The sequence below is a fragment of the Kitasatospora sp. NPDC048365 genome (genome assembly GCF_043200835.1).
In the GTDB taxonomy this organism is placed as follows: Bacteria; Actinomycetota; Actinomycetes; order Streptomycetales; family Streptomycetaceae; genus Kitasatospora; species Kitasatospora terrestris.
In genome coordinates this window covers 12,941-26,296 of the sequence record NZ_JBICYJ010000039.1, presented here as the reverse complement: position 1 = coordinate 26,296, position 13,356 = coordinate 12,941, and the positions used below count along the sequence as shown (strand labels likewise).

The 13,356-nt window shown below is 73.7% G+C and carries 9 protein-coding genes; all 9 read left to right on the top strand.

Going from position 1 to position 13,356, the window contains the following annotated elements; genetic code table 11:
* Positions 1-102 precede the first annotated feature (102 nt).
* The 9 genes from ACGFX4_RS31315 (at position 103) to ACGFX4_RS31275 (ending at position 13,349) form a co-directional block, all read left to right on the top strand.
* A complete protein-coding gene (locus ACGFX4_RS31315) occupies positions 103-1,005 on the top strand; it encodes a LysR family transcriptional regulator (protein ID WP_393081501.1) in 903 nt (300 codons plus the stop codon).
* A gap of 243 nt (positions 1,006-1,248) precedes the next feature.
* Positions 1,249-2,919 (top strand): acyclic terpene utilization AtuA family protein, encoded by a 1,671-nt coding sequence (locus ACGFX4_RS31310; protein WP_393081636.1) that lies wholly within the window; start codon positions 1,249-1,251, stop codon positions 2,917-2,919.
* On the top strand, positions 2,916-4,514 hold the full coding sequence (locus ACGFX4_RS31305) for an acyl-CoA carboxylase subunit beta (RefSeq protein WP_393081499.1): 1,599 nt from the start codon (positions 2,916-2,918) through the stop codon (positions 4,512-4,514). Before ACGFX4_RS31310 ends, ACGFX4_RS31305 begins: the two co-directional genes overlap by 4 nt.
* A gap of 115 nt (positions 4,515-4,629) precedes the next feature.
* The gene (locus tag ACGFX4_RS31300; protein ID WP_393081496.1) at positions 4,630-6,549 is read left to right on the top strand and encodes a biotin carboxylase N-terminal domain-containing protein; all 1,920 of its coding nucleotides are present in this window, start codon (positions 4,630-4,632) and stop codon (positions 6,547-6,549) included.
* Between the two features lie 124 nt (positions 6,550-6,673).
* Entirely contained in the window at positions 6,674-7,840 is a 1,167-nt protein-coding gene (locus ACGFX4_RS31295; RefSeq protein ID WP_393081493.1) for an acyl-CoA dehydrogenase family protein, read from the top strand.
* A 109-nt stretch (positions 7,841-7,949) separates the two neighbouring features.
* Positions 7,950-9,530, top strand: coding sequence for a 4-coumarate--CoA ligase family protein (locus tag ACGFX4_RS31290; RefSeq protein WP_393081633.1), 1,581 nt, complete (start codon positions 7,950-7,952; stop codon positions 9,528-9,530).
* Positions 9,531-9,571: 41 nt separating this feature from the next.
* Positions 9,572-10,192 (top strand): TetR/AcrR family transcriptional regulator, encoded by a 621-nt coding sequence (locus ACGFX4_RS31285; RefSeq protein WP_393081491.1) that lies wholly within the window; start codon positions 9,572-9,574, stop codon positions 10,190-10,192.
* A 133-nt stretch (positions 10,193-10,325) separates the two neighbouring features.
* On the top strand, positions 10,326-12,785 hold the full coding sequence (locus ACGFX4_RS31280) for a SpoIIE family protein phosphatase (protein WP_393081488.1): 2,460 nt from the start codon (positions 10,326-10,328) through the stop codon (positions 12,783-12,785).
* A gap of 90 nt (positions 12,786-12,875) precedes the next feature.
* Positions 12,876-13,349, top strand: a complete 474-nt coding sequence (locus tag ACGFX4_RS31275; RefSeq protein ID WP_393081486.1) for a hypothetical protein — start codon at positions 12,876-12,878, stop codon at positions 13,347-13,349.
* Positions 13,350-13,356 lie beyond the last annotated feature (7 nt).

Genomic DNA, 13,356 nt, shown 5'->3' with positions numbered 1-13,356 from the left:
TCGATCCCGGCATGTGCAGGTTAGGACTCGATGTGCGGCCGAGGGAAAGACCGGTGCGGGATAGCCTCAGAACGGATCGTTATCAATCGGCAGGGAGGGCACGTGGCGCCGGATACGGTGAGCCTGCGGTACTTCCTGGTGCTGGCACAGGAGTTGAACTTCACTCGCGCGGCCGCCCGGATCGGCATCGCACAGCCCGCACTCAGCGCCCGGATGCGCCGATTGGAGGCGGAACTCGGTACGGACCTGCTGGTCCGCAACACGCGCAGGGTCGAATTGACCACAGCCGGTGCGGCTCTGGCGGAGTCCGCGCCGCCCGCGCTGGCGGCGCTGGACCGGGCGTGGGACACCGCCCGGAGCGCGGCGGCCGGTGAACTGGGCACGCTGCGCATCGGATACAGTCTCAGCACCGGGGCCGAGACAACACCGGCCCTGGTGGACAGGCTGATGCGCGGCACCAGCGGACTCGAGGTCAGTGCGGTCCCGATGGCGACACCGGAGATCACCCCCGCGGTCGCCGACGGCCGCATCGATGCCGGGATCACCCGCGGTGAACAGCCGGGCCGCGGCGTGCGCCGGCTCCTGCTGCGGCGTGCGCGCATCGGGGTCCAGCTGGCGCAGCACCATCCGCTGGCCGAACACCCGGAGATCGAGATCACCGACGCGGCCGGGTATCCGCTGCGACTCCCGGACCGTGCGGCCAACCCCGTGATCCACGACCAGCTGTCCGCGCTGTTCCGGGACATCCGACCACACCCCCGATTCCACACGCCCGCAGTCTCTTTCGACATGTCCCAGCGCGACCTGCGCGACGGGGTCACCCTCGCCCCGGCCGGCGAAGCCGCAGCCACGGCACAGCCGGCCGGTCTCACCTGGCGGCCGCTGCGGGGCGCGCCCAGCCTGACGTACCACCTGGTCCTCCCACGCGAGCAGTCGCCACTGCACCGCCGCCTCCGCGCCGTCGCGAAAGCCCTGGCGCACGAGCTGCACTGGCTGCCGGACTGACGCACCGGCCGCGACCCTTACCAGGTCAGCAGTGCATCCGCCGGATCACCTGCGGACGGACAGTGACGCCGGCCTTCCGGGGAGGTGGGCGATCGTTCGGGAGAAAAACAAGCATGCATGCTTGATTTGTTTGCCGAGCGCTGCCAGGCTGCTGCCCGAAGGCGGTCGAAGGGGAGGCGCGCGGTGTTGCGGATCGGCAATGCGTCCGGGTTCTACGGGGACCGGTTCGGGGCGTTCCGGGAGATGCTGACCGGTGGGCCGCTGGATGTCCTGACCGGGGACTACCTGGCCGAGTTGACCATGCTGATCCTGGCCCGGGACCGGTTGAAGGACCCGCGGCTCGGCTATGCGAAGACCTTCCTGCGGCAGGCCGAGGAGTGTCTGGCGCTGGCGCTCGACCGCGGGGTACGGATCGTCGTCAACGCGGGCGGCCTGAACCCCGCCGGCCTGGCCGCCGCGCTGCGCGAGCTCGCGGACCGGCAGGGCCTGGCGGCCCGGGTCGCGCACGTCACGGGCGACGACCTGCTGCCCCGGCGCGCCGAACTCCCGTCCACCGGGCCGGGCCTGCTCGCGGCCAATGCCTACCTCGGTGCCCAGGGCATCGCCGCGTGCCTGCGGGCCGGCGCGGACGTGGTGGTGACCGGCCGGGTCACCGACGCGGCGCTGGTGGTCGGCCCGGGGATCGCGCACTTCGACTGGGGCCCGGACGACCTCGACGCGCTCGCCGGCGCGGTGGTGGCGGGCCACGTGCTGGAGTGCGGGGCGCAGGCGACCGGCGGCAACTACGCGTTCTTCCGTGAGCACGACGTTGTCCGTCCGGGCTTCCCGATCGCGGAGCTGCACGCGGACGGCAGCAGCGTGATCACCAAGCACCCGGGCACCGGCGGCGCCGTCACCACCGGCACCGTGACCGCCCAACTCCTGTACGAGACCGCCGGTCCGCGCTACCTCAACCCGGACGTCACCGCCCGGCTGGACACCGTCCGGCTGACCGAGGAGGGCCCGGACCGGGTCCGGATCGACGGGGTGCGCGGCGAGGCGCCGCCGCCCGCGCTCAAGGTCGGCCTGAACCGGCTGGCCGGCTACCGCAACGAGGTGGTGTTCGTCCTCACCGGTCTGGACATCGATGCCAAGGCCGAGTTGACGAAACGTCAGATCAATGACGCGATCGCCGCCGACCCGCCGGCCGAGGTCCGCTGGAGCCTCGCCCGCACCGACCACCCGGACGCGGACACCGAGGAGACGGCCGCCGCCCTGCTGCGGCTGACCGTCCGCGACCCGGAGGAGCGTCGGGTCGGCCGCGCGCTCTCCGCCGCGGCGGTGGAGCTCGCCCTGGCCGGCTACCCGGGTTTCCACCTCACCGCGCCGCCCGGGCCGGGCAGCCCGTACGGCGTGTTCGAGGCGGTGTACGTCGACCAGAAGGACGTCGAGCACACCGCCGTCCTGCCCGACGGCACGCAGCTGCCCGTCGCCCCGCCCCCGACCGTCGCCCCGCCGTCGGCGGCCGAACCACCTCCGACCGTCGGCGACCCGGCTGCATGCCGCCCGTACCACGAACTCCCGCCACCGCTAGCCGAATCGGCCACCCGTCGGGCCCCGCTCGGCGCCGTCGCCGGGGCGCGCAGCGGCGACAAGGGCGGCGACGCCAACCTCGGCGTCTGGGTGCGGACAGACGAGGCGTGGCGCTGGCTCGCGCACACCCTGACCACCGACCTGCTCCGCCGACTCCTCCCGGAGACCGCCGACTTGGACATCGAACGCCATCTGTTCCCGAACCTCCGCGCGGTGAACTTCACCGTCGCCGGCCTGCTCGGCGAGGGCGTCGCCGCGCAGGCCCGTTTCGACCCGCAGGCGAAGGCGCTGGGGGAGTGGCTGCGCTCCCGTCACCTGGACATCCCGGAGGTGCTGCTGTGACCGTGCTGCCCACCCGACTGGACACCGCCGCACCGGAGTTCGCGGCCAACCGCGCCGCGATGCTGGAGCGGCTCGCCGAGCTGGACGCCGAGCACGCGAAGGCGCTGGCCGGCGGCGGCCCCAAGTACGTGGAGCGCCACCGCAAGCGGGGCAAGCTGCTGCCGCGTGAGCGGATCGAGCTGCTGATCGACCCGGACTCGCCGTTCCTGGAGCTCTCCCCGCTGGCGGCGTGGGGCAGCGACTACCCGGTGGGTGCGGCGCTGGTCACCGGGATCGGGGTGATCGAGGGCACCGAGTGCGTGATCACCGCCAACGACCCGACGGTCCGCGGCGGCGCCAGCAACCCCTGGACGCTGCGCAAGGCGCTGCGGGCGAACGAGATCGCGCTGCGCAACCGGCTGCCGCTGGTCAACCTGGTGGAGTCGGGCGGCGCGGACCTGCCCAGCCAGAAGGAGATCTTCATCCCGGGCGGCGCGCTGTTCCGCGACCTGACCCGGCTCTCCGCGGCCGGAATCCCCACCGTGGCTGTGGTGTTCGGCAATTCGACGGCCGGCGGCGCGTACGTGCCGGGCATGTCCGACCACACGGTGATGGTCAAGGAGCGGGCCAAGGTCTTCCTCGGCGGGCCGCCGCTGGTGAAGATGGCGACCGGCGAGGACGCGGAGGACGAGGAGCTGGGCGGCGCCGAGATGCACGCCCGCACCTCCGGCCTGGCCGACCACTTCGCGCTGGACGAGCCGGACGCCTGTCGCCTGGCCCGCCGGATCGTCCGCCGGCTGAACTGGCGCAAGTCCGGCCCCGCGCCCGAGCGTTCGCCGCTGACCCCGAAGTACGACGAGGACGAGCTGCTGGGCGTCGTCCCCGGCGACCTGAAGGTCCCGTTCGACCCGCGCGAGGTGATCGCCCGGGTGGTCGACGGCTCGGACTTCGACGAGTTCAAGCCGCTGTACGGCACGAGCCTGGCGACCGGTTGGGCCTCGGTCCACGGCTACCCGGTGGGCATCCTGGCGAACGCACAGGGCGTGCTGTTCAGCGAGGAGTCGCAGAAGGCCGCCCAGTTCATCCAGCTCGCCAACCAGCGGGACATTCCGCTGCTCTTCCTGCACAACACCACCGGCTACATGGTCGGGCAGGCGTACGAGCAGGGCGGAATCATCAAGCACGGCGCGATGATGATCAACGCGGTGGCGAACAGTCGCGTCCCGCACATCTCGGTGCTGATGGGCGCCTCCTACGGCGCCGGGCACTACGGCATGTGCGGCCGGGCGTACGACCCGCGGTTCCTGTTCGCCTGGCCGAGCGCCAAGTCGGCGGTGATGGGCCCGCAGCAGCTCGCCGGGGTGCTGTCGATCGTGGCCCGGCAGTCGGCGGCGGCGAAGGGGCAGCCGTACGACGAGGACGCGGACGCGGCGATCCGTGCCATGGTCGAGCAGCAGATCGAGGCCGAGTCGCTGCCGGTCTTCCTCTCCGGCCGGCTGTACGACGACGGGGTGATCGACCCCCGGGACACCCGCACGGTGCTGGGCCTGTGCCTGTCCGCGATCCACAGCGCCCCGGTGGAGGGCGCGCGCGGCTACGGCGTCTTCCGGATGTGAACGGCGCGAGTGACGCCGCCAGCGACGCCGCCAGCGACGCCGCCAGTGACGCCGCCAGTGACGCCGTGAGGACCCCAGGACGCCAGGACGCCAAGGACGTGAGGACTGCAACCCGATGATCACCTCTCTGCTGGTCGCCAACCGGGGCGAGATCGCCCGCCGGATCTTCCGCACCTGCCGCGACCTGGGCATCGCCACCGTCGCGGTGTACTCCGACCCGGACGCCGGCGCGCCGCACGTCCGGGAGGCCGACACCGCCGTCCGGCTGCCCGGTGCGGCACCGGCCGACACCTACCTGCGCGCCGACCTGCTGGTCGCCGCGGCCCGCGCGGCGGGCGCGGACGCCGTGCACCCGGGGTACGGATTCCTCTCCGAGAACGCCGACTTCGCCCGCGCCGTGGAGGCCGCAGGCCTGCGCTGGATCGGCCCGCCGGCCGCGGCGATCGAGGCGATGGGCTCCAAGACCGAAGCCAAGCGGCTGATGGCGGCGGCCGGCGTCCCGGTGCTGAGCGTCGGGGCCGAACCGACCGAGGCGGACCTGCCGCTGCTGGTCAAGGCGGCCGCGGGCGGAGGCGGCCGCGGCATGCGGGTGGTGCGGGACCTGGCCGAGCTGCCGCAGGCGCTGGCCGCCGCCCGGGCGGAGGCGCTCGGCGCCTTCGGCTCCGACGAGGTGTTCTGCGAGCCGTACCTGCCCGCCGGGCGGCACGTCGAGGTCCAGCTGATGGCCGACGCCCACGGCACCGTGCTCGCCGTCGGCGACCGCGACTGCTCGCTGCAGCGCCGCCACCAGAAGGTGATCGAGGAGGCGCCCGCCCCCGGCCTGCCGGACGCGCTGCGCGCCGAACTGCACGCCGCCGCGGTCTCCGCCGCCCGGGCGATCGGGTACGTCGGCGCCGGGACGGCCGAGTTCCTGCTCGCCCCGGACGGGCGGTTCTTCTTCCTGGAGATGAACACCCGGCTCCAGGTCGAGCACCCGGTCACCGAGGCGGTCAGCGGACTCGACCTGGTCGCCCTCCAGCTCCAGGTCGCCGAGGGCGGGCATCTGCCCGCCGAGCCACCCGCGACCACCGGCTGCGCGATCGAGGCCCGACTCTACGCCGAGGACCCGCGACGCGACTGGCAGCCCGCCATCGGCACCCTGCACCGCCTCGAACTCACGCTCCCGCACCAGGAGTTCGAAGGCCGCGGGCTGCGCCTGGACGCGGGCTGCGGCGCGGGCGACGAGATCACCGTCCACTACGACGCGATGCTCGCGAAGGTGATCGCCTGGGCACCCACCCGGGTCGCCGCGGCCCGCCGCCTCGCCGACGCGCTCGCCCGCGCCCGGATCCACGGCCCGGCCACCAACCGGCAGTTGCTGGTCGACGCGCTGCGCCACCCGGCGTTCCTCGCCGAGCGCCTGCACACCGGCTTCCTGGCCGAGCACGCCGCCGACCTGACCGGAAAGGCACCCGAGGCGGCCGGCGAGGCGGCGCTCGCCGCCGCGCTCGCGGACGCCGCCGAGCGCCGTACCGCCCTGCCCTCCGGCTGGCGGAACCTGCCCTCCCAGCCGCAGTCCAAGCGCTACCTGGCCGCCGACGGCGAGGAGGTGGAGGTCCGCTACCGGATCACCCGGGACGGGCTGCGCGCCGAGGGCCACCCGGGCACCGTCCTGCTCGACTCCGCGCCGGACCGGGTCACCCTGCTGGTCGACGGGGTCCGCCGCACCCACCACGTCGCCCGCCACGACCGGCAGGTGTACGTCGACGGTCCGGCCGGCGCCACGGTGCTGACCGCGCTCGACCGCTTTCCCGACCCGGCCGAACAGCTCGCCCCCGGCACGCTGGTCGCGCCGATGCCCGGCACCGTCGTCCGGGTCGCCGCCAAGCCCGGCGACACCGTCACCGCGGGCCAGCCGCTGCTCTGGCTGGAGGCGATGAAGATGGAGCACCGCATCACCGCCCCCGCCGACGGCCTGCTCACCGCGCTGCACGCCAACCCCGGCGACCAGGTCGCCCCCGGCACCGCCCTCGCCGTGATCACCCCGCACGCCTGAGCACGGCCGCAGGCGCGCACCCGCAAGCACCCGCACGCCCGAGCACCACCGCACGCGCACACCCGAGCACCCGAGCGCCACCGCACCCGCCTGCTCCAACACCCTCGCCGAAAGGACCCGCACCGTGACCGCGCACGTCCTCCTGGAATCGGACGAACAGCAGACCCTCCGCCGCGCCGTCGGAGACCTGGCCCGCCGCTACGGCCCCGCCTACTTCCGGGCGAAGGCCCGGGCCGGTCAACCCGTGGACGAACTCTGGGCCGAGGCAGGAAAGTTGGGATACCTCGGCGTCAACCTGCCCGCCGAGTACGGCGGCGGTGGTGCCGGAGTCACCGAACTGTCGATCGTGCTGGAGGAGTTGGGCGCGGCCGGCTGCCCGCTGCTGATGCTGATCGTCAGCCCGGCGATCTGCGGCACGGTGATCGCGCGCTTCGGCACCGAGGAGCAGAAGCGCCAGTGGCTGCCGGGCCTGGCCGACGGCAGCCGCCGGATGGCCTTCGGCATCACCGAGCCCGACGCCGGCTCGAACTCGCACCGGATCTCCACCGTCGCCCGCCGCGACGGCGACGACTGGCTGCTCTCCGGCCGCAAGGTGTTCATCTCCGGCATCGACCACGCCGACGCCGTGCTCTTCGTCGGCCGCACCGAGGACGCCAGGACCGGCCGGCTGAAGCCCGCGCTGTTCGTCGTCCCGCGCGACACCCCGGGTTTCGAGTACACCCCGATCCCGATGGAACTCACCGCCCCGGAGAAGCAGTTCCAGGTCTTCCTGGACGACGTCCGGCTCCCCGCCGAGGCACTGGTCGGCGACGAGGACGCCGGTCTGCTGCAGCTCTTCGCCGGTCTCAACCCCGAGCGCATCATGACCGCCGCGTTCACCCTCGGCATCGCCCGGCACGCCCTGGACACCGCGGTGGAGTACGCGAAGACCCGGACGGTCTGGGACCGCCCGATCGGCGCCCACCAGGGCATCGCCCACCCGCTCGCCCAGTGCGCGGTGGAGGTGGAGCTGGCCCGGCTGATGATGCGCAAGGCCGCCCTGCTCTACGACGCCGGGGACGACGTGGCCGCCGGCGAGGCCGCCAACATGGCCAAGTACGCGGCGGGGGAGGCCTCCTGCCGCGCGGTCGACCAGGCCGTGCACACCCTCGGCGGCAACGGCCTGACCCAGGAGTACGGCCTGGCGGCGCTGATCACCGCGACCAGGGTCGGCCGGATCGCCCCGGTCAGCCGGGAGATGATCCTCAACTACGTCGCCCAGCACACCCTCGGCCTGCCCCGCTCCTACTGAACCGACGAGTCGATCAACCGGAAGTTCATGACAGAACCCTGTCGGCGCGGCGGTCCGCACGTCACCCTGGAGCGGACCGCCCCGCCCGACCGGCCAGGAGGCCCGCATGGTGTTCCGCAGCGACTACCCCGACGTCGCCCCGCTCGACCTGCCGATCCACGACGCCGTCCTCGGCGGCTTCGCCGCCCACGCGGACACCCCGGCACTGATCGACGGCATCACCGGCCGCAGCGTCAGCTACGCCGAACTCGACGCGGGCAGCCGCCGGATCGCCGCGGGCCTGGCCGAGGCGGGCGTCCGCCCGGGCGACGTGGTCGCGCTGTTCAGCCCCAACACCGTCGCCTACCCGGCCGCCTTCTACGGGGCCACCCGGGCGGGTGCCACCGTCACCACGGTCAGCTCGCTGAGCACCGCCGCCGAACTCACCGGCCAGCTCCGCGACTCCGGCGCCCGCTGGATCATCACCATCGCGGCCTTCCTGCCGGTCGCCACCGCCGCCGCCGAGGCCCTGGACGGCACGCCCGTCGCCGAGATCTTCGTCTGCGACAGCGCGGAGGGCCACCGCTCGCTCACCGACCTGCTGGCCTCCGCCGCCCCCGAGCCCGCCCCCGTCATCGACCCGGGCGCCGACATCGCCGTGCTGCCCTACTCCAGCGGCACCACCGGCCTGCCCAAGGGCGTGATGCTCACCCACCGCTCGGTCTCCACCAACCTGGCGCAGATCACCGCGGTGCACACCACCGCCCCCGGCGAGCGGATCCTCGCCGTCCTGCCGTTCTTCCACATCTACGGCCTCACCGCGCTGCTCAACCAGCCGCTGCGCTGCGGCTCCACCGTGGTCGTGCTGCCGCGCTTCGACCTGGAGCAGTTCCTGAACGCCATCCAGGAGCACCGGATCGAGAGCGTCTTCATCGCCCCGCCGATCGCCCTGGCCCTCGCCAAGCACCCGCTGGTCGACCGCTACGACCTCTCCTCGGTGCGCAACGTGCTCAGCGCCGCCGCCCCGCTGGACGCCGAGCTCGCCGCGGCCTGCGCCCGCCGCCTCGGCCTGCCGCACCTGCTCCAGGGCTACGGCATGACCGAGCTCAGCCCCGTCACCCACGTCGTCCCCAAGGACGACCCGGCCCCGCCGCCCGGCGCCGTCGGCCGCATGATCGCCTCCACCGAGCTGCGGGTCGTCTCCCTCGACGACCCCGACACCGACCTCGGCGTCGGCGAGGCCGGCGAACTGCTCTTCCGCGGCCCCCAGGTGATGAAGGGCTACTTCGGCCGCCCCGGCGAGACCGACGCGATGATCGACGCCGACGGCTGGCTGCACACCGGCGACGTCGGCCGGGTCGACGAGCGCGGCTACCTGTACGTGGTCGACCGGGTGAAGGAGCTCATCAAGTACAAGGGCTACCAGGTCGCCCCCGCCGAACTCGAGGCCCTGCTGCTCACCCACCCGCAGATCAGCGACGCCGCCGTGGTCGGCGAGGTCGGCGCCGACGGTGAGGAGCGGCCCAAGGCGTACGTGGTCCGCGCCTTCGGCTGCGAGCTCGCCGAGCAGGAGGTGATCGAGTTCGTCGCCCGGCAGGTCGCCCCGTACAAGAAGGTCCGCGCGGTGGAGTTCCTGGACGCCGTCCCCAAGTCCGCCAGCGGGAAGATCCTCCGGCGGGAGCTGCGCGCCCGCGCCGCCCGGCCGGTCTGAGAGGATCGGGCCCGACCCGCACCGACCGGCAGGAAGCACCGATGACCAGCACCCACGCCGCCTCCCGCACCCCCCAGCAGGACCGTAGCCGCGCCACCCGGCGCCGGCTGCTGGAGGCGGCCGTGGAGTGCCTGGCCGAACTCGGCTGGAACGGCTCCACCGTCGCCGTCGTCGCCGAGCGCGCCGGGGTGACCCGCGGCGCGGCGCAGCACCACTTCCCGACCCGCGAGGACCTGTTCACCGCGGCCGTCGAGTACGTCGCCGCCGAGCGGTTGGCCGCCGTCCGCGCGCACGCGGACGGTCTGCCGGCGGCCGGCCCGGCCCGGACCGAGGCGGTGGTGGAGATGATCGTCCGGCTGTACACCGGGCCGCTGTTCCGCGCCGCCCTCCACCTGTGGGTGGCGGCCGCCACCGAGGCGACGCTGCGGGAGCGGATCGTCACCCTGGAGAACCACGTCGGCCGCGAGGCCCACCGGGCGGCCGTGGAGTTCCTCGGCGCGGACGAGGCGACCCCGGGCGTGCGCGAGACCGTCCAGGCCACCCTCGACCTGGCCCGCGGACTCGGCCTCGCCAACCTCCTCACCGATGACGCCCCCCGCCGCAAGGGCATCGTCCAGCACTGGTCGTCCCTCCTGGAGTCCACCCTCCACCCGACCGGCTGACCCGGGCGGCTCGACCGTCACCACTCCGACGTGTCCTGCGGGTCGCCGGACGGCGGTGGGCCGTGCAGTCTGGGTGGGAACCGGATTGGGCCGGGTCGCGGTGGGAAGGAACCGGGCAGGTGATTGACTGATCATGCACGGTTTCGAGCACTCCGCATCGACGCCCGGCCGCGACGCGGCGGGCGCCGCTTCCGCGCGCCTGGCCGGCCACCGCCTCGTCCCGCTCGCCACCGCGCTGGTCCAGGACGACGGCCGGGTGCTGCACTGGAGCGAGGAGGCGGAGGCGCTCACCGGCTGGCCCGCCGCCGAGGTGGTGGGCACGTACGTGGCGCGCTTCCTGGTCCCGGAGAGCCAGCGCAAGGGCGTGCTCAACCTCTTCGCCGAGATCATGTCGGGCCCGGGCTGGTCGGGCGTCTACCCCGTCCGCCACCGCGACGGCCACGCGATCGAGCTGGAGTTCCACACCTACCCGATCGCCGGCCCGGGCGGGCGCCCGATGCTGCTGGCGACCGCCTCGGACGTGGAGTCGCTGCGCCAGGTGGAGGCGGACCTGGCGATCCTGGACGGGTTCTTCACCCAGTCGCCGATCGGCCTGGCGGTGTACGACACCGACCTGCGGTTCGTCCGCCTCAACGACGCGCTCGCGCGGATCAACGGCCTGCCGATCGCCGACCATCTGAACCGGCGGATAAGCGCCGTGCTGCCGGGGCTGAACAGCGCCGAGATCGAGGCCGTGATGCGGCAGGTGCTGGCGACCGGCCGGCCCGTCGTGGACGCCCGCTCGCACGGCCGCACCCCGGGCGATCCGCGCCGCGACCGCGCCTGGTCGGCGTCGTACTTCCGGCTGGAGGACTCCACCGGCCGGGTGCTGGGCGTCAGCTCCTCGATCATCGACGTGACCGAGCGGTTCCGTGCCGAGGCCCGCGCCTCCCGCGCGCAGGAGCGCCTGGCCCTGCTGGCCTCGGCCACGGCCCGGATCGGCACCACGTTGGACCTGAAGCGCACCGCCGAGGAGCTGATCGAGGCGGTCGTCCCGCGGTTCGCCGACTTCGCCACCGTCGACCTGCTGGAGCCGGTGCTGCGCGGCGAGGAGCCCGCGCCGATCCAGCCGGACCGCCCGGTCCAGCTGCGCGCGGTCGCTGTCGGCGAGGCGTACGGGTCCGGGCTGACCAACGTCGCGGACGCGGTCGGGCTGAGCACCGAGTACGACGCGAAGCGGATCTACACCCAGTGCCTGCGCAGCGGCCGCCCGCTGCTGAAGCCGTACGTGGACGAGGAGATCCTGAGCGGTCTGGTGCCCTCGCCGGACCGGGTCGCGCCGGGCATCGAGGCCGGCATCCACTCGTACCTGATGGTGCCGGTGATAGCCCGGGGCATGGTGCTGGGCGGCGCCGAGTTCGTCCGCACCCGCAACCCGGAGCCGTTCACCGCCGCAGACGTGGCGCTCGCCGAGGAGCTGGTGGCGCGCGCGGCGCTGGCGATCGACAACGCGCGCCTGTACCGCCGCGAGCGGGAGACCGCGCTGACCCTGCAGCGCAGCCTGCTGCCGCAGGAGATCCACCGCACCATGGGCCTGGAGATCGCCCACCGCTACATCCCCTCCAGCGTGGTCAGCGAGGTCGGCGGCGACTGGTTCGACGTGGTGCCGCTGTCCTGCGGGCGGGTGGCGCTGGTGGTGGGCGACGTGATGGGCCACGGCATCCGGGCGGCCGCCACCATGGGCCAGCTGCGCACCGTGGCGCGGACCCTGGCGACCCTGGACCTGACGCCCGAGCAGGTGCTCACCCGGCTCGACGAGACGGCGTCGGCGATCGGCGAGGGCCAGTTCGCGACCTGCGTCTGCGCGGTGTACGACCCGGTGGACCGGACCTGCACGATCGCCTCGGCCGGCCACCTCCCGCCGGTGCGGATCGACCCGGACGGGAGCACGCACATCGTCGAGCTGCCGCCCGGGCTGCCGCTGGGCGTGGGCGGCGCGGTCTTCGAGAGCGTGGAGTTCACCCTGCCCGCGGGCGCGCTGATCGCGCTCTACACCGACGGGCTGGTGGAGCGGCGCGGCCGCGACCTGGACGACGGCATCCAGCTGCTCGCCCGCACCCTCGCCGACCGGGGCCGCACCCTGGAGGAGAGCTGCGACGCGGTGCTGAGCGCCCTGGTCACCGACGGCACGGACGACGACATCGCGATGATCATGGCGCGGGTGCTGCCGGTGCCCGCCGACCGGATCGCCACCCTGCAGCTGCCCGGCAACGGCCCGCTGCCCGCGAAGGCCCGCGCCTTCACCCGCACCACCCTCCAGGCGTGGGGCCTGGGCGGGCTCACCGACTACGCCGAACTGGTCGTCAGCGAGCTGGTCACCAACGCCCTGCTGCACGCCGACGCGCCGCGCCGGCTGCGGCTGTTCCGCGACCGCACCCTCACCCTGGAGGTCGCGGACGCCGGCGGGCAGTCGCCCCGCCTGCGGGCCTCCGCCGAGGAGGACGAGGGCGGCCGCGGCATCCACCTGGTCAGCGAGCTCGCGCACCGCTGGGGCACCCGCCCCACCCGCGAGGGCAAGGTCGTCTGGGCCGAGATCGAACTCCCGTACAGCTGAACGGGCGTGCTCCGCTCGGCGCACCCGGATCGCCGGGGGCGAGTGGCTGACGGATAGTCGGTCGCATACCCCCGGTTCCGAGGAGGACCCATGCTCGGCAAGGCCCTGGGCGGCGCGATCGCCCTCGTCGCGGTGGTGGCGACGGTCAATCAGGCGACCGCGACGGACGATCCGCCCACCTCCGACCCGAAGCCCGTCGCCGCCACGGTGGTCGAGATCAAGGGCGCGGCGATCGACGGCAAGTACCCGGGGCGGGTCAAGGTCGACCTCGTCTACACCTGCTCCGCGCCGGACGGCGCCCGCTCGCTGAACACCTCGGTCGAGCAGACCGACCCCGAGGACAAGGACAACGTCGCCTTCGGCAGCACCCGCACCTCGCCCACGACGGTGGTCTGCGACGGCACCGCCCACCCGCAGGAGGTGATCGTCTCCTCCAAGACCTTCAACTGGCTGGACGGCATCGACGGGATCGTGGTCGCCACCGTCACCGACCTCGGCGCCACCCCGCCGGCCGCCGCCGACGCCAAGCAGCTGACCCTGACCGTCCCCCACACGGGCGCCTGAGCCGACG

Bases quoted from the DNA above. Each gene is read 5' to 3' on its own strand.
- ACGFX4_RS31280 (WP_393081488.1), top strand. From the start codon at position 10,326: ATGCACGGTTTCGAGCACTCCGCATCGACGCCCGGCCGCGACGCGGCG.
- ACGFX4_RS31275 (WP_393081486.1), top strand. From the start codon at position 12,876: ATGCTCGGCAAGGCCCTGGGCGGCGCGATCGCCCTCGTCGCGGTGGTG.
- ACGFX4_RS31310 (WP_393081636.1), top strand. From the start codon at position 1,249: ATGCTGACCGGTGGGCCGCTGGATGTCCTGACCGGGGACTACCTGGCC.
- ACGFX4_RS31285 (WP_393081491.1), top strand. From the start codon at position 9,572: ATGACCAGCACCCACGCCGCCTCCCGCACCCCCCAGCAGGACCGTAGC.
- ACGFX4_RS31300 (WP_393081496.1), top strand. From the start codon at position 4,630: ATGATCACCTCTCTGCTGGTCGCCAACCGGGGCGAGATCGCCCGCCGG.